This is a genomic window from Acidovorax sp. Leaf160 (genome assembly GCF_001424265.1).
Taxonomy (GTDB): domain Bacteria; phylum Pseudomonadota; class Gammaproteobacteria; order Burkholderiales; family Burkholderiaceae_C; genus Paracidovorax.
This window is the reverse complement of record NZ_LMOV01000023.1, coordinates 228892-245011: the sequence shown is the minus strand read 5'-3', so window position 1 is coordinate 245011 and position 16120 is coordinate 228892. Positions and strand designations below refer to the sequence as shown.

The following is a 16120-nucleotide window of genomic DNA, read 5'->3' as shown; positions in this document are numbered from 1 at the left end:
TCAATAACCGAACGTCTTGCCGTCGGGGTTGCGCGGGTCCGAATAGCCATACATCGCATCGCCGCGCAGCTGGATGGTCTGCGTGCGGCCCATCGACGCCTTCAGCTGCACGTTGTGGCCGCGCGCCTTCAGCAGTGCGATGGTGTCGGGCGAGAGGCCCTTTTCGATGCGCAGCTCGTCCGGCGTCCACTGGTGGTGCACCCGCGGCGTGCTGGCGGCCTCGGCCGGGTTCATGCCGAAGTCGATCACGTTCACCACGGTCTGCAGCACCGTGGTGATGATGCGCGCGCCGCCCGGGCTGCCGGTCACCAGCACGGGCTTGCCGTCCTTGAGCACCATGGTGGGCGTCATCGACGACAGGGGCCGCTTGCCTGCGGCCACCGCGTTGGCATCGCCACCCACCAGGCCGTAGGCGTTGGCCACGCCGGGCTTGGCGGAGAAGTCGTCCATCTCGTTGTTGAGCAGGATGCCCGTGCCCTGGGCGACGATGCCGCTGCCGAAGTTGGTGTTCAGCGTGTAGGTCACCGCCACGGCGTTGCCGGCCTTGTCCACCACCGAGTAGTGCGTGGTCTGGTCGCTTTCATACGGTTGCGGCTTGCCCGGCTTGATGCTCTTGCCCGAGCGCGCCGCGTTCGGGTCGATGGTGTTGAGCAGCTCGTTCGCGTAGGCCTTGGAGGTCAGGCCTTTGAGGGGAATCTTCACGAAGGCCGGGTCGCCCAGGTATTCGGACCGATCGGCGTAGGCCAGCTTCATGCTTTCGGCCAGGTAGTGGATGGTCTGCGCGCTGTTGGGGCCCCACTGCGCCAGCGGCAGGGGCTCCAGCATGTTCAGGATCTGCACCAGGTGCGGACCGCCCGACGAGGGTGGCGGCATGGTGACGACCTGGTAGCCGCGGTAGGTGCCGGTGGTCGGGGCGCGCTCGACGACCTGGTAGTCGCGCAGGTCGGCCAGCGTGACGGCGCCGGCATGGGGCGCCGTCTCGGCAGCGATCTTCTGGGCGATGGAGCCTTGGTAGAAAGCGCGCGCGCCCTGCTGGCCGATCAGGCGCAGGGAGGCCGCCAGGTCTTTCTGCACCAGGGCGTCGCCCGCCTTCAGCGGCTCGCCGTTCTTCCAGAAGATGGCGCGGGTGGCAGGCCACTGGCCCATGTTCTTCTTTTCCTGGTCCAGGATCTTGGCCAGCGTCTCGCTGACCGGGAAGCCCTTGTCCGCCAGCGCCGCCGCCGGAGCGATCACCTTGCCGAGCGGCATCGTGCCCCACTGCTTCAAGGCGTGTTCCATGCCCGCCACGGTGCCGGGCACGCCAATGGCGTAGTGGGTGTAGAGCGACTTGCCGTCCACCACCTTGCCGCCCGCATCCAGGTACATGTCGCGGGAGGCGCCCTTGGGCGCGACCTCGCGGAAGTCGAGCGCGATGTTCTTGCCGGTCTTGGCGTCATGCACCACCATGAAGCCGCCACCGCCCAGGTTGCCCGCATTGGGCAGCGCCACGGCCAGCGCGAAGCCGATGCCCACGGCCGCGTCCACCGCGTTGCCGCCGGCCTTGAGGATGTCGAGCCCGATCTTCGAGGCCAGTTCCTGCTCGGTCGCCACCATGCCGTTGCGGGCGACGACCGGGTGGAAGACGTCCATGTCGAAGTCGTAGGCCGCGCTGGCCGCCTGGGCCGCCGCAGTCTGCTGCACGGCGGCCGGGGCCGCTGCCACCGCTGGTGCGGAAGCCGCGGGCGCTGCGGCGGACCGCTGTTCTGCGGCTGGCTGCACCACCGCAGTCTGGGGCGCGGCAGGGGCCTGTGCGGACGTGCCGCAGGCGGTCAGGCTGGCAAGGGCCAGCGCAAGGCTGCTGGCCAGCAGCGTTTGGCGAAGTCGCATGGAAAGATCCTCCTCGTTGATCGGGTCGTCGTTGAATGCGGGGCGGGCCGCCATGAAGACCGCCGCCCCGAAACCCGCGAGGAGTTTAGGCCGGGCTTTACAAACCCCGGCCGATTACTGCACTTGGTTACGTCGCCGTGCGCAGCGCCGCAAGCACTGCGGCGCGCCACGGCGCGGCTGGGTGCATCACGCCGCCAGCAGGTCGCTCAGCGCCCGCGCGATCACCTTGGTCGCGCGGCGCAGGTCTTCCAGGTCCAGCCGTTCGTCGGCGCGCTTGGCGTGCGACTCCAGCACGGTGCGCGGGCCGGCACCGTAGATCACGCCGGGAACGCCGGCCTCGCCATAGAGGCGCACGTCGGTATAGAGCGGCGTGCCCATGGCCGGCACGGGCGCACCGAACAGGGCTTCGCCGTGGCGCTGGAGGGCGCCCACCAGCGGCGCGTTGCCGGCCAGCGGCTTCATCGAATGGGCCAGCAGCAGGCGCTTGATCTCCACGGTGATGCCGGGCTTGCCCGCAGCCGCCTCGGCGATCACGCGGCGGATGTCGGCTTCCACGTCGACCGGGTTCTCTTCCGGGATCATGCGGCGGTCGAGCTTGAACGCCACCTTGCCGGGCACGACGTTGGTGTTGGTGCCGCCTTCGATGCGGCCCACGTTCAGGTACGGGTGCTTGATGCCCTCGACCTTGGAGGTGATCTGCTGGTAGGCCGTGTTCTGCTTGTAGAGCGCGTTCAGGATGTGCACGGCGCCCTGCAGCGCGTCCACGCCCGTGTGCGGCACGGCGGCATGGGCCATCTTGCCGTGCACGGTCACTTCCATTTGCAGGCAGCCGTTGTGCGCGGTGACCACCTCGTAGCTGAAGCCGGCGGCGATCATCAGGTCGGGCTTCGTCAGCCCCTTCTTCAGCAGCCAGCCCGGGCCCAGTTCGCCGCCGAATTCCTCGTCGTAGGTGAAGTGCAGCTCCACCGCGCCCTGCGTTGGCTGGGCGACGGCTTCGAGCGCCCGCACGGCGAAGGTGAAGGAGGCGAAGTCGCTCTTGCTGACGGCGGTGGCGCGGCCGTACATCTTTCCATCAACGATTTCCGCGCCGTAGGGGTCGTGCGTCCAGCCTTCGCCGGGCGGCACCACGTCGCCGTGGGCATTGAGGGCGATGGTCTTGCCGCCGCTGCCGTAGGGGCGGCGCACGATCAGGTTGGTGATCGACTCCATGCCGTAGTCGCGCACCTCGGCTTCGGGCACGGCGTGCTTCTCGGCCTCGAAGCCGAAGCCCTTGAGCAGTTCGGCCGTGCGCTCGGCATGGGGCGCGTTGTTGCCGGGGGGCGTGTCGGTGGGCACCTGCACGAGGGCTTGCAGGAAGCGCACTTCCTCGTCGAAATGCTGGTCGATCCAGGCGTCGAGTGACTGGTAGTTGCTCATCGGGTTTCCGTGGCGAGTTGGTTCAATACGTGGGTGAAGGCATCGACGGCCAGCTGCATGTCGTCGGCGGTCGTGCTCTCCAGCGGGTTGTGGCTGATGCCGCCGTTCAGGCCGCGCGTGAACAGCATGGCCTGCGGCATGATTTCGTGCAGTTTCATCGCATCGTGGCCGGCGCCGCTGGGCATGCGGAAGACGGGCACGCCCAGCGCTTCCACCGCGCGCTCCCAGCGCTGCTGCCAGGCCGGCGCGCTGGGCGCTGCCGCTGCCTTCATGGCCTGCTCGGCCTGGTAGCTCAGGCCCCGGCGCTGGGCGATGGCGGCCAGTTCGGCCAGCACGTCGCGCTCCAGCGCATCGCGTTGCGCATCGGTGGGCGCACGCAGGTCCAGGCTGAAGAGGCAACGGCCCGGCACCACGTTGATGGACCCGCTGGGCACCTGCAGCTGGCCGATGGTGCCGACGGAGTCGCCATCCTGCGCGGCGCGCGCCTCCACATAGAGCGCCAGTTCGGCCACGCCCACGGCGGCGTCGCGCCGGCGGCCCATGGGCGTGGTGCCGGCGTGGCTGGCCATGCCGGTCATCTCGCAGACATAGCGCACGCCGCCGTTGATGGAGGTGACCACGCCGAGCGGAATGTCCAGCTCGTTCAGCACCGGGCCCTGCTCGATGTGCACTTCGATGAAGCCCAGGTAGCGCGCGGCATCGCGCTGCAGCTTGGGGATGTCGTCCACGCACAGGCCCGCATGCTGCATGGCCTCGCGCATGGTGATGCCGTCCGCGTCCTGCTGGTCGAGCCAGGCGTGGTTGAAGTGGCCGATGAGCGCGCCCGAGCCCAGGAAGGTGGCCTTGTAGCGCTGGCCTTCCTCCTCGGCGAAGCCCACCACCTCGATGCCGAAGGGCAGGCGGCGGCCGGCGCGGTGCAGCTCGCGCACGCAGGCCATGGGCACGAAGATGCCCAGGCGCCCGTCGTATTTGCCGCCATTGCGCACCGTGTCGTAGTGCGACCCTGTCATGAGCATCTTGGCGTCGGGCGTCTCGCCGTGATAGCGCCCCACCACGTTGCCCACCGCATCCACCTCGACCTCGTCGAAGCCGCAGTCGCGCATCCAGTGGCTGATGCGCTGCGCGCAGGCGCGGTGCGCGTCGGTCAGGTAGGTGACGGTGAGCTGGCCCAGCTCGGCGAAGCCGGGGTCGCTGTGCGTGGCCAGCTTTTCCTGCCAGTCCCACACGTCGTTGCCGAGCGTGGGCTGGTAGCCGAACTTGTCGTTCAGGCGGATCTCGGCGATGCGGTGGATGTTGCGCAGCGCCTCGGCCATCTCGAAGTCCACCGGGTGGCTCAGGCGGCGGGCGAAGGTCTCGATGATTTCCTGCTTGGGCAGGCCCGTGCCGCGCGGCCCCCGCACGGCCAGGATGAACGGGAAGCCGAAGCGCGCGTTGTAGTCGGCGTTGAGCTGCTGGATGCGCGCGAATTCCTCGGGCGTGCATTGCGTCAGGCCTGCCTTGTTCTGCTCGTTGGTGGACTCGGCCGTCAGCGACTTCGCCACCATCGCCTTGCCGGCCAGCTCGGGGTGGGCGCGGATCAGCGCGAGCTTGGCTTCGTGCGGCGCCTGCGCCAGCGCGCGCACCATGGCGCACTTGAGCTGCGCGAGCGAACGGAAGGGCCGCTCGGCCAGCGCCGCTTCGGCGATCCAGGGCGAGTGCTCGTAGAGCCCGTCCAGCAGCGCCAGGGCTTCGGCGGCCGGCGCGGCATTGAGTTGTTCCAGCGTCAGTGGCATGGGTGCATTGCTCCTGAAAAGTGAGCTATAGGCGCAGAATTTGCGGGCGCCAGAGGCCGTTTTGGCATGAATCAGAGGGCCGGCGCAGGGTGCTGCTGCGCCCAGTGTTGCGCCAGGTCGATGCGGCGGCACACCCACACCTTGTCGTGCTGCTGGATGTGGTCGAGGAAGCGCTGCAGCGCGGTGATGCGGCCGGGCCGGCCCAGCAGGCGGCAGTGCATGCCGATGCTCATCATCTTCGGGCGGTCGTCGCCGGCCGGGTCGCCCTCGGCGTACAGCGCATCGAACGTGTCGCGCATGTACTGGAAGAACGGGTCGGCATGCGAATAGCCCTGCGGCAGCGCGAAGCGCATGTCGTTGCAGTCCAGCGTGTAGGGCACGATCAGCTGCGACACGGCGCTGCCATCGGTCTTCTGCACCTTCATCCAGAAGGGCAGGTCGTCGCCGTAGTAGTCGCTGTCGTAGGCGAAGCCGCCGTAGTCGGCCACCAGGCGGCGCGTGCGCGGGCTGTCGCGGCCGGTGTACCAGCCCAGGGGGCGCTGGCCGGTCAGGCGCTGGATGATCTCCATCGCCTCGGCCATGTGGGCGCGCTCCACGTCTTCCGGAATGTTCTGGTAGTGGATCCACTTCAGGCCGTGGCAGGCGATGTCGTGGCCCAGCTCGCCGAAGGCGGCCGTCACGTCGGGGTGGCGCTGCAGTGCGGTGGCCACGCCGAACACGGTGAGCGGCAGGCCGCGGCGCTCGAATTCGCGCAGCAGCCGCCACACGCCGGCCCGGGAGCCGTATTCGTAGATGCCTTCCATGCTGATGTGGCGCTCGGGGTAGGCCGCGGGGTTGAACATTTCCGAGAGGAACTGCTCGCTGCCCGCGTCGCCATGCAGCACGCTGTTCTCGCCGCCCTCTTCGTAGTTCAGCACGAACTGCACGGCGATGCGCGCGCCGCCGGGCCAGCGGGCGTGCGGCGGGTTGCGGCCGTAGCCGGCCAGGTCGCGCGGGTAGGGCAGGGTGGAGTCGTAGAGCGTCATGATGGGCGGTCAGGGTTGCAGCGGCGACAGGGCCACGGACAGATCGTTCAGGGGGCGCTTCTGGTCGAAGGCCAGGCTTTGTTCCACATGCAGCAAATGGGCCTGCATCAACTGCACGGCCAGCGCCTCGTCGCGCCGGGCCAGCGCATCGACGATGGCGCCGTGCTCTTCGTGCGAATGGGCGGCGGCGCTGGCGGACTGGTACATCAGCGTGATGAGGGCGCAGCGCGAGATCAGGTCGCCCAGCAGCTGCGCCAGCACTTCGTTGCCCATCAGCTCGGCCATGCGCACGTGGAAGTCACCCAGCAGCTCGGTGCGGCTGGTGGCGTCGGTGCCTTCGACGGCCGTCTGCTCGCGCCGCACGTGGTCGCGCAGCGCACGGATCTTGGCCGGCGTGCTGCTCTGCACGAAGGCGCGCGTCATCTCGGCCTCCAGCATGCGGCGCACGGCGAAGACCTGGCGGGCCTCGTCTTCCGACGGGGTGGAGACGAAGGCCCCGCGCGCAGGCTCCAGCGTGACCAGCCGGTTCTGCGCCAGCTGGAAGAGTGCCTGCCGCACCAGGGTGCGCGACACGCCGAAGTGATCGGCCAGCTTCTGCTCGGCCAGCTTGGTGCCGGGCTGCAGCCGGTGCGTGGCGATCGCCCGGGTGAGCGATTCGACGATGGCGCTGGTGGAGGAGGGTTCCATGGAAGATAGGCAGGCGCGGGCTGGCTAAAAGTGTATACACTTTTGGTCCACACGGCGATCCGCCCGGTGCCCGAAATCACAGGAGATTCCCTATGGGCCTCAGCACCCACGTCCTCGACACCATGCACGGCTGCCCGGCCGCCGGCATGGTCGTGTCCCTGTATTCGACCGCTGGCGGGCAGGTGACGCTGATCCGCCGGCTGGTGCTCAACTACGACGGCCGCACCGACGCGCCGCTGTTCGACAACGCCAGCCTGCGCGCCGGCACCTACCGCCTGAGCTTCGAGGTGGCGGGGTACTTCCAGGCGCGCGGCGTGGAATTGCCCGAACCCAATTTCCTCGACGTGGTGCACCTGGACTTCGGCGTTGCGCATGCCGACCAGCACTACCACGTGCCGTTGTTGGTGAGCCCCTGGAGCTATTCCACCTATCGCGGCTCCTGACGCGCCGCGCCGGGCCGGCGCCGCACGCCGTCAGGGCGCGGGATGGAGCCGCCGTGCTGCGCGCTTGCCGGGCCGGCCATCCACTGCTTTTTTCAGAGCTGCCCCTCGGTCTTGGTGTCGAGCTGGAAGCGGCCCGATTTGTCCCACAGCCAGGTGTCGGTGTAGGTGACCTTTCCCATGCGCGCCGGCGCCGGGAAGGGCGCGGCTTCGCGCACCATGCGCTCGATCTCCTTCATCACCTCCGGCGCGTGGCGCGGCGCGCGCAGCCAGCGCACGGCGGTCACCCGGCCGGCCTTGTCGATGTCCACTTCCAGCACGCCGATGGCGTAGAGCAGCGGGGGCAGCTTGCCCTTGTGGATGCGGTCGGCATTCAGGCCGTACAGGTGCGTGGCGGCGTCCTGGCGATAGGCGCGCGGCGTGGCGGCGGCGGACGTGCGGGCCGAGCCTGTTTCGGACGGCACCGGACCGACGACGGCCGGGGTCTCGCTGCTGGCGGGGAGCGCTTCCTCGGGGCGCGTGGGCGCGGTGGGCGGGCGGCAGGCGCTCATCAGCGCGGCGACGGCCGCCATCACGCTGGCCGGCAACCAGAAGGGGCGCTTGCGGCGCGAGGGCTTGGGAGGCGAGGGCGGCTGGGTCATGGTGGGGAATCGCTCGCTATGCTGTGCTGCTGGCGCCATCCCGGCGCGCCAGGCCGCAGGCCAGGCGACTCGGCATGGGGCGGGCGGCTTGGCACATGGAAGGACTTGAATGGGTGGCGATAAGACGGCGTGGCAGCGTCTGCAGGAAAACCTGGCCGGCGCACCGGCCTGCCTGGTGACGGTGGAGTCTACCCAAGGCTCGGCCCCGCGGGAGGCCGGCGCCTGGATGGCCGTGTTCGGCGGTGGCGGGCCAGTCATCGGCACCATCGGCGGCGGCCATCTCGAATGGCAGTCGATCGCCGATGCGCGCGACTGGCTGGCCACGGCCCGGCCCGCCGGCGCTCCCGCCAGCCTGCTGGTGCGCCACGCGCTGGGCCCCAGCCTGGGGCAGTGCTGCGGCGGCGTGGTGCGGGTGCGGCTCGAGTGCATCACGGCGGCCGAGCTGCCGGCGCTGCGCGAGCGCCTCGCGCCCCACGGCTGTCCGGTGGCGCTCTTCGGCGGCGGCCATGTCGGCCATGCGCTGGCGCGGGTGCTGGCGCCGCTGCCTTTCGCGCTGCACTGGATAGACAGCCGCGACGGCATCTTCCCGGACGACGCGCCGCCCGGCACCGTCTGCGAGCACTCCGAACCCGTGCAGGGCGCGGTGCCCACGCTGGCGCCGGGGTCCCTGGTGCTGGTGATGAGCTTCAGCCACGCCGAAGACCTGGACGTGGTCGCCGCCTGCCTGCAGCGCCGCCGCACGCGCGGCGACCTGCCCTTCATCGGCCTGATCGGCAGCCGCACCAAATGGGCGACCTTTCGCCGGCGCCTGGGGGAGCGCGGTTTCACCGAAGCCGAGCTGGCCGGCATCACCTGCCCGATCGGACAGCCGGGCATCACCGGCAAGGCGCCGGAAGTGATCGCCGTCGCCGTGGCGGCGCAGCTGCTGCAGGTCGCCGAAGGCCTGGGGTAGGCACGCCGCAGCCAACCGCGGCGCGTGAGAGGGCTGGGCGTGCTGGCCGTGGGAACAATTCCTGCATACACTTCGTGTCACAAAAATCAGGTCGCAGCGGTGCCCCGGCGAATCGTCCCCCAGACAATCCGCCAAGGTGCGCGGCCCCATTCGACTGCTCAGAGCGCCCGCAGTGGTGAGCAGGTTGCACCGGGCGGCGCCCCACGCGCCGCCGGAAAGTTGAGAACCTATGGAAAGCTACCTTCTCGACTGGGCCAACCTGCTCTTGCGCTGGGTCCACGTCATCACCGCCATCGCCTGGGTCGGCTCGTCGTTCTATTTCGTCTTCCTCGACTCCAGCCTCACCCCGCCGGTCGATGACGACCTGAAGAAGCAGGGCGTCAGCGGCGAACTCTGGGCCGTGCACGGCGGCGGCTTCTACCACCCGGTCAAGTTCGCGGGCGCGCCGCCCCAACTGCCGAAGCACCTGCACTGGTTCTTCTGGGAGAGCTACAGCACCTGGATCAGCGGCTTCGCGCTCTTCACCGTGTCGTACCTCTGGAGCGCCAGCACCTACCTCATCGACAAGTCGCGCATGGACTGGGCGCCCGCCACCGCCATCGTGGTGGCGCTGGGCTTCCTGGTCGTTTTCTGGTTGCTGTACGACGCGATCTGCCGCGTGTTCGGGCAGCGCAAGAAGGGCGACGCCATCGTCGGAGCGCTGGTCTTCGTGCTGGTGTGCGTGGCCTCGTGGCTGGCCTGCCACTGGTTCGCCGGGCGCGCCGCCTTTTTGCTGGTGGGCGCCATGATCGCCACCGCCATGAGCGCCAACGTGTTCTTCTGGATCATCCCCGGCCAGCGCAAGGTCATCGCGCAGATGAAGGCCGGCCAGCCGGTGGACCCGATCCACGGCAAGCGCGGCAAGCAGCGCAGCGTGCACAACACCTACTTCACGCTGCCGGTGCTGTTCTGCATGCTGTCCAACCACTACAGCTTCACCTGGAGCCATCCGCAGAACTGGCTCATCCTCATCCTGATGATGTTCGCGGGCGCGTCCATCCGCCAGTTCTTCGTGATGCGCCACGGCTGGAAGCTGGGCCGCAATGCGCATCCGCTGCCGTACGCGCTGGTGGGGCTGGCGGTGATCATCGGCACCATCGTCGGCTTGAAGCCTTCCGTGGTGCCTGCCACGCCTGCCGCCTCCACGGCCGCGGGCGCCCCTGCGCCGGCGGCACAGCCCGTGGGCTACGACCAGTTGCAGCCGGTGCTGGCGCAGCGCTGCTACCTCTGCCATGGCGAGCAGGTGCAGATGAAGAACCTGCGGGTGGATTCGCCGGCGGCAGTGCAGCAGCACGCGCAGGCCATCTACCAGCAGGTGGTGGTGCAAAAGCTCATGCCCATGAACAACGCCACCGGCATCACCGATGGCGAGCGCGCGCTGGTCAAGCGCTGGTTCGAGGACGGCGCGAAGGCGCAGTGACCGGCCACGGCAGCCCGCCTGCCCCGCGTGACCGGCCGGCTGCCACAAAAGCGCTGCGGTACATTACCGCGCTGCTTTTTTGAAAGGAACCGGCTTGGAACTCGTGAGCTTTCTGATCGACTTCATCGTGCATGTCGACAAGCATCTGGCGGCCTTCGTGGCCAGCTACGGCCCATGGGTCTACGCGCTGCTGTTCATCATCGTTTTCGTGGAAACCGGCGTGGTGGTGATGCCCTTCCTGCCCGGCGATTCGCTGCTGTTCATCGTCGGCGCGCTCGCCGGCGCGGGCCTCATGAACTTCTCCATCGCCTGCGTGGTGCTGATCGCTGCCGCCATCCTGGGCGACCAGTGCAACTACATGATCGGCCGCAAGGTGGGCCCCAAGGTGTTTCAGTGGGAAGACTCGCGCTGGTTCAACCGCCGGGCGTTCGACCAGGCGCACAACTTCTACGAGAAGTACGGCGGCATCACCATCGTGATCGCCCGCTTCATGCCTTTCATCCGCACGTTCGCGCCGTTCGTGGCCGGCGTGGCCGCCATGGGCCGGGCCAAGTTCACCGCGTTCAACGTGGGGGGCGCCTTGCTCTGGGTGCTGGGCATCTGCACGGCGGGCTATTTCTTCGGCAACTTCCCCTGGGTGCAGCGGCATCTGGACAAGATCATCTGGGCAATGATTTTCATCCCCGGCTTGATCGCCATCTTCGGTGCATGGCGCGCCGGGCGCAGCAAGGCCGCAGCCGCTTAAGAGGTTGAGCCGCCTCTCCGGCGGACAAAACGAAAAACCGCCCGCAGGCTTGACACCTGCGGGCGGTTTTTTCATGGGCGGCCCCAAGGGGCCCCGGCTCAACGGCGACGTTGGTCGCGGTCTTCGCCGAGTTCGTGGCCGATCAGCGCGCCGGCTGCGGCGCCGCCGACGGTGGCGGCGGTACCGCCCAGTGCGCTACCGACCACGCCGCCGGCGACTGCGCCGACACCGGTGCCGACTTGGGCGCTGGTGGGGTTGGTCGAGCAGCCGGCCAGGCCCAGGGCGGCGACGCAGACGGTGGCGGACAGAAGATGGCGGTAGTTCATGGTGTGCTCCTATGTGCGTGTCCTGAAGACGGGGGGTGAGGTGCGGAGGCCTGCGCAAGGCGGTGATCCATCCAGCACGTGAATGAACTATCGCGCCGCTCCGTCCGGCAGGGTGTCAGCAGAAGAGGCTGCCCCCTGTAGGACTCATCCCGCCGGGCAGGCGGGCCCCCGGCGGAGCGGGCTCAGCTTGGCGCCAGGCAGATGGTGACCAGGAGAGAGGCGTCGGTCAGCGCCCGCAGCGAGTGGGGAGCCTTGGGCGCCAGATGCAGGAAGTCGCCCGCCGCCAGCAGGTGGGCCGCGCTGCCGGTGTGGAATTCCACCTCGCCCTCCAGGCACTGCACGGTGATCTCCCCGGGCGTGTCGTGCTGGCGCATTTCCTTGCCGGCCGGCAGCACCACCCGGATAACTTCCAGCTGGGCAGCCTTGATGATCGCGGCGGTGGCCGTGCTGGCGATCTTCTCGCGCAGCGGCAGGAGGCTGACGACGTCTCCCGAGCGGGCATGTTGCAGGGCCATGGTGCTTCCTCGTGGACGGTGACGGTGGATCGCCACCGCGCGGCGCAACCTCCGGGACTACACGGACCGACTGCGCGCGAGCGGCGGATTCTTGGCGAAGTATCGCGTGATGCCGCGCATCAGCGCGTCAGCCAACTGCTGCTGGTAGCTGGCCGTGCGCAGCTTCGCTTCTTCCTCGGGGTTGCTGATGAAGGCGGTCTCCACCAGCACGCTGGGAATGTCCGGCGCCTTCAGCACGGCGAAGCCGGCCTGTTCGACGCGCGGCTTGTGCAGGCGGGCCATGCCCCCGATCTCGCCCAGCAGCACACTGCCGAGCTTCAGGCTGTCGTTGATCTGCGCGGTGGTGCTCATGTCCAGCAGCATGCGCTGCACATGCTGGTCCTGCGCCTTCACGTTCAAGCCGCCCACCAAGTCGGCCTGGTTTTCCTTGTTGGCCAGCCATCGCGCGGCGGTGCTGGAGGCGCCGCCCTGGCTCAGCGCGAACACGCTGGCGCCGCGCGCGGCGGGCGTGGTGAAGGCGTCGGCATGGATCGACACGAACAGGTCGGCCTGCACGCGCCGGGCTTTTTCCACGCGCACGCCCAGCGGCACGAAGAAGTCGGCGTCGCGGGTGAGGAAGGCGCGCATGGGGTTGCCGCCCACCGTGGTGGCGTTGATGCGGTCGCGCAGCAGATGGGCCACCCTCAGCACCACGTCCTTTTCGCGCGTGCCGCCCGGGCCGATGGCGCCCGGGTCTTCCCCGCCGTGGCCGGGATCCAGCGCCACGATGATGAGCCGGTCGGTCGCCCGGGCGATGGCCGGTGCCGCAGGCGGGGCCGGCTCCTGCCGCAGCGGAGGCGGGGGCGGAGGCGGCAGCGCGGCGGGGGCCGCAGCCACCAGCGGCGGGGCCGCGGGTGCCACGCCGGGCACGGGGGCCGGTGCCGGTGCGCCCGGACGCTGCCCGGTCTGGGCGATCAGGTCGCCCAGGGGGTCGGTCGGCGAACCCGGCTTGGCGGCGATGTGCGGCAGGGGCGCCGGCGTCGGGGCCTCCCGCAGGCGCTCGGCGATCAGCGCCTCCAGCGGATCTTCCGCCACGGCCGGATAAAGGTCGAATACCAGCCGGTGCTGGTAGGCGGCCACGGGCTGCAGCGAGAACACCTGGGGCCGCGCCGCGCGCTTGAGATCGACCACCAGGCGCACCACGCCCGGTGCGTTCTGCCCGACGCGGATGCCGGCGATGTTCGGGTCGTCGGGCTTGACCTTCGCCACCAGCTCGCGCAGCTCCGGATTCAGGTCGATGCCTTCGATGTCCACCGCCAGGCGCGGGGGCGTGGCGACGAAGAATTGCTTGGCCACCAGCGGGCGGTCGGATTCGATGGTGACGCGGGAGTAGTCCTGCGCCGGCCACACGCGCACCGCCACGATGCCGGCGCCGCGGGCGATCTGCTGGGCCCCCAGCAGCAGCACCAGCGAGCCGGCCTGCATCAGCAGCCGGCGGCGGGACGGTGCCGCAGTGCCGGGGGCGGCGGGGTGTTCGGGCACGGCGGTCATGGCGTGAGTCCTTGCAGCAGCGCGCGGCCGCGCGGGGTGCCGGCATGCAGGGTGACCCGGCGGTGCACGTCGTCCACCGCGTCGATGTGGATGGCCAGATCGGCCGGCGGCAGCAGCGCGGCGGCCTTGTCCGGCCACTCGGCCAGCTTCAGGCCGGGGCTGGCGAAGATGTCGCGGAACCCCGCGTCTTCCCATTCGCGCGGGTCGCTGAAGCGGTAGAAGTCGAAGTGGGAGATGGCGAGGCCCTGCGCCTCGTGCGGTTCCACGACGGCATAGGTCGGGCTCTTGATGCGGCCCTGCACACCCAGGGCCCGCAGCAGGTGCCGCACCAGCGTGGTCTTGCCCGCGCCCAGGTCGCCGTGCAGGGTGACGAAGGCGTCGCGCACCGCGCTGCAGGCGGCCAGGCGCGCGGCGAAGGCCGCGGTGTCGTCTTCGCCATGCCAGTCGAGGTGCATGCGGTCGGCGGGGGGCTCCGCGCCGGCGTGCGCGGGCAGGGGGCTTTCTACAATCTGGCCGTGATGTCGTTCAGCAGTCAACTCGTTCCTCAAATGCAAGGCTGGGCCCGCGAGCTGGGATTCTCCCAAATCGGCGTGGCGGGCGTGGATTTGTCCTCGGCCGAACCCGGGTTGATGCAGTGGCTGGGCCAAGGGTTCCATGGAGACATGCAATACATGCAGGCCCACGGGCTCAAGCGCGCCCGGCCGGCCGAACTCGTGCCCGGCACGGTGAGCGTCATCACCGCGCGCATGGACTACCTGCCGGCCGCGACTTTCGCGGATTCCACCGCGCGGCAAGGCTGGCAGGCGATCGAGTTCGCGCGGCTGCAGCGCCCCGAGGAGGGCATCGTATCGGTCTATGCCCGGGGGCGTGACTATCACAAGGTGCTGCGGGCCCGGCTGCAGAAGCTGGCCGACCGCATCGCCCAGGCGGTGGGGCCCTTCGGCCACCGCGTGTTCACCGATTCGGCGCCGGTGCTGGAAGCGGAGCTGGCCAGCCGCAGCGGGCAGGGCTGGCGCGGCAAGCACACGCTGGTGCTCAACCGCGAGGCGGGCTCGATGTTCTTTCTGGGCGAGATCTATGTCGATATGGCGCTGGCCCCCAGCGCGCCCGTCACGGCGCACTGCGGCAGCTGCCAGGCCTGCATCGACGTGTGCCCCACGCAGGCCATCGTGGCGCCGCACCGGGTCGATGCGCGGCGCTGCATTTCGTATCTGACCATCGAGCATGCGGGTGCCATTCCCGAGGCGCTGCGTCCGCTGATGGGCAACCGCATCTACGGCTGTGACGACTGCCAGCTGGTCTGCCCCTGGAACAAGTTCGCGCAGGCCAGCCGGCTCCCCGATTTCGATGCGCGGGCCGGGCTGGCAGGCCAGCAGCTGGTGCATCTGTTCGGCTGGGACGAAGCCACGTTTCTGCGCCTGACCGAGGGCGGCCCGATCCGGCGCATCGGCCACGAACGCTGGCTGCGCAACGTGGCCGTGGCTCTGGGCAATGCGTTGCGGCAGACCGGCGACGCCGGCATCCGCGCAGCGCTGGGCACACGCGTGGACGACCCCAGTGCCCTGGTGCGCGAGCACGTCGCGTGGGCGCTGAAGCAGGAATTGCAGTGAAAAAGGGCCTGGGCGCTTGCAGATAGAGGTTTTTTTGCTATAAATAATATAGCATCAGCGACCAGGGCGGCTAGAGCCGCCGCAGCACCCCCAGCGCGAATGGCAGGCTGGCCATGCCCAGCACGGTCGACAGGGTCACCAGCCCCGCCACGTACGGCCCGTTGTAGCCCATGCGCGCCGCCAGCACGTAGCAGGTCGATGCCGTGGGCAGGGCCGAGAACGCCAGCAGCACGGTGGTCTGCACGGCGTCCAGCCCCAGCAGCCGCGCCAGGCACCAGGCCAGCAGGGGCAGCACCAGATGGCGGACCATCAGCACCGACACGGCCAGCAGCTTGCCGCGCGCGAGGGTGCCGAACTGCATGCCGGCGCCCGCGGCCATCAGGCCCAGCGCCAGCGACGAAGCGCTGATGCGGCTGACGGTGGGCTCGATCCAGCCCGGAATCCGAAAGCCCAGCAGGTTGGCCACCAGGCCGGTGGCGGTGGCGACGATCAGCGGGTTGCGCACCAGCTCGCGCAGGAAGCCGGTCTGCGCGCCGCGCGCCATCGGCCACACGGCGGCCACGTTGAAGAGCGGCACGCACACGCCGATCAGCACCGCGATCAGCAGCAGGCCCTGGGGCCCTGCCAACCGGTCGGCCAGCGCCAGGGCGATGAAGGAATTGAAGCGGAAGGCGACCTGCGCGCTGGCGGCGTGGTCGCGCGGATCGATGCGGCCGCGCAGGCCGGGCAGGCGCGGCATCAGGTACGCGAGCGCGATTCCCGCCAGGCCGACCAGCACGCCCGCCACGATCAGCCCGGATGCCTCGCCGACCTGGATGGGACTCTTCACGATGGACTGGAAGAGCAGTACCGGAAAGAGCAGGAAATAGACCAGCGTCTCCACCGGCTGCCACACCGCGCGGCCCAGCGGCGTGAACCGGCACAGCACGTACCCCAGCAAGATGAGGGAGAAATCGGGCAGCAGCAACTGGGCGTAGTTCACCCGGCAAGCATACCTGCCGCCCCTGCTTTCGAAGCCTTGCGGCACGCTGACAGTTAGCCGGGCTTCGAGGGAAACCCCTCATCGAAACCCGGCACGGCGGCCACGACGTGCGCACGGTCAACGTTTAGGATGCGGCCTCACGGTTGTCACCGGT

16 protein-coding genes are annotated in these 16120 nt (G+C 69.4%); 5 read left to right on the top strand and 11 right to left on the bottom strand.

Annotated features, from left to right (window positions below; all coding sequences use genetic code 11):
- From ggt to ASF94_RS11650, 5 genes are all read right to left on the bottom strand, one after another.
- Complete coding sequence (gene ggt / locus ASF94_RS11670; RefSeq protein ID WP_056667192.1) at window positions 1-1866, bottom strand: gamma-glutamyltransferase; 1866 nt, start codon at window positions 1864-1866, stop codon at window positions 1-3.
- Between the two features lie 186 nt (window positions 1867-2052).
- A complete protein-coding gene (locus ASF94_RS11665; RefSeq protein WP_056666184.1) occupies window positions 2053-3282 on the bottom strand; it encodes an ArgE/DapE family deacylase in 1230 nt (409 codons plus the stop codon).
- A complete protein-coding gene (gene uraD, locus ASF94_RS11660) occupies window positions 3279-5054 on the bottom strand; it encodes a 2-oxo-4-hydroxy-4-carboxy-5-ureidoimidazoline decarboxylase (protein ID WP_056666181.1) in 1776 nt (591 codons plus the stop codon). The genes ASF94_RS11665 and uraD overlap by 4 nt, the downstream gene beginning before the upstream one ends.
- A 71-nt stretch (window positions 5055-5125) precedes the next feature.
- Window positions 5126-6079: an allantoinase PuuE gene (puuE, locus tag ASF94_RS11655; RefSeq protein WP_056666179.1), complete on the bottom strand. Its 954-nt coding sequence runs from the start codon at window positions 6077-6079 to the stop codon at window positions 5126-5128.
- Window positions 6080-6088: 9 nt separating this feature from the next.
- The gene (locus ASF94_RS11650; RefSeq protein WP_056666177.1) at window positions 6089-6766 is read right to left on the bottom strand and encodes a GntR family transcriptional regulator; all 678 of its coding nucleotides are present in this window, start codon (window positions 6764-6766) and stop codon (window positions 6089-6091) included.
- A gap of 92 nt (window positions 6767-6858) precedes the next feature.
- On the opposite strand from ASF94_RS11650, the gene uraH reads away from it, so the two are divergent.
- Window positions 6859-7209: a hydroxyisourate hydrolase gene (uraH, locus tag ASF94_RS11645; protein WP_056666175.1), complete on the top strand. Its 351-nt coding sequence runs from the start codon at window positions 6859-6861 to the stop codon at window positions 7207-7209.
- A gap of 92 nt (window positions 7210-7301) precedes the next feature.
- Here the strand turns inward: uraH and ASF94_RS11640 are convergent, their stop codons facing one another.
- Window positions 7302-7847 (bottom strand): energy transducer TonB, encoded by a 546-nt coding sequence (locus tag ASF94_RS11640; RefSeq protein WP_369818665.1) that lies wholly within the window; start codon window positions 7845-7847, stop codon window positions 7302-7304.
- Window positions 7848-7956: 109 nt separating this feature from the next.
- Between ASF94_RS11640 and xdhC the strand changes: the two genes are divergently transcribed.
- The 3 genes from xdhC to ASF94_RS11625 all read left to right on the top strand — a co-directional run bounded on the left by xdhC (window position 7957) and on the right by ASF94_RS11625 (window position 11003).
- Complete coding sequence (gene xdhC, locus ASF94_RS11635; RefSeq protein ID WP_056666172.1) at window positions 7957-8799, top strand: xanthine dehydrogenase accessory protein XdhC; 843 nt, start codon at window positions 7957-7959, stop codon at window positions 8797-8799.
- A 229-nt stretch (window positions 8800-9028) separates the two neighbouring features.
- Window positions 9029-10258, top strand: coding sequence for a urate hydroxylase PuuD (locus ASF94_RS11630; protein ID WP_056666169.1), 1230 nt, complete (start codon window positions 9029-9031; stop codon window positions 10256-10258).
- 94 nt (window positions 10259-10352) lie between these two features.
- Window positions 10353-11003 (top strand): DedA family protein, encoded by a 651-nt coding sequence (locus tag ASF94_RS11625; RefSeq protein ID WP_056666167.1) that lies wholly within the window; start codon window positions 10353-10355, stop codon window positions 11001-11003.
- 98 nt (window positions 11004-11101) lie between these two features.
- Here the strand turns inward: ASF94_RS11625 and ASF94_RS11620 are convergent, their stop codons facing one another.
- The 4 genes from ASF94_RS11620 to tsaE all read right to left on the bottom strand — a co-directional run bounded on the left by ASF94_RS11620 (window position 11102) and on the right by tsaE (window position 13910).
- Window positions 11102-11329: a glycine zipper 2TM domain-containing protein gene (locus tag ASF94_RS11620; protein ID WP_056666165.1), complete on the bottom strand. Its 228-nt coding sequence runs from the start codon at window positions 11327-11329 to the stop codon at window positions 11102-11104.
- A 182-nt stretch (window positions 11330-11511) separates the two neighbouring features.
- Window positions 11512-11844, bottom strand: coding sequence for a cupin domain-containing protein (locus ASF94_RS11615; RefSeq protein WP_056666162.1), 333 nt, complete (start codon window positions 11842-11844; stop codon window positions 11512-11514).
- 57 nt (window positions 11845-11901) lie between these two features.
- Window positions 11902-13374, bottom strand: coding sequence for an N-acetylmuramoyl-L-alanine amidase (locus ASF94_RS11610; RefSeq protein WP_056666159.1), 1473 nt, complete (start codon window positions 13372-13374; stop codon window positions 11902-11904).
- Window positions 13371-13910 carry a tRNA (adenosine(37)-N6)-threonylcarbamoyltransferase complex ATPase subunit type 1 TsaE gene (gene tsaE, locus ASF94_RS11605; RefSeq protein ID WP_056666154.1) on the bottom strand — a complete coding sequence of 180 codons (540 nt, stop codon included), beginning with the start codon at window positions 13908-13910 and terminating at the stop codon, window positions 13371-13373. The genes ASF94_RS11610 and tsaE overlap by 4 nt, the downstream gene beginning before the upstream one ends.
- Before the next feature lie 12 nt (window positions 13911-13922).
- Here tsaE and queG point away from each other — a divergent pair, with 12 nt between their 5' ends.
- On the top strand, window positions 13923-14984 hold the full coding sequence (gene queG / locus ASF94_RS11600; protein WP_056666151.1) for a tRNA epoxyqueuosine(34) reductase QueG: 1062 nt from the start codon (window positions 13923-13925) through the stop codon (window positions 14982-14984).
- A gap of 70 nt (window positions 14985-15054) precedes the next feature.
- Here queG and ASF94_RS11595 read toward each other — a convergent pair whose 3' ends face one another.
- The gene (locus tag ASF94_RS11595) at window positions 15055-15966 is read right to left on the bottom strand and encodes an AEC family transporter (RefSeq protein ID WP_056666148.1); all 912 of its coding nucleotides are present in this window, start codon (window positions 15964-15966) and stop codon (window positions 15055-15057) included.
- Between the last annotated feature and the right edge of the window lie 154 nt (window positions 15967-16120).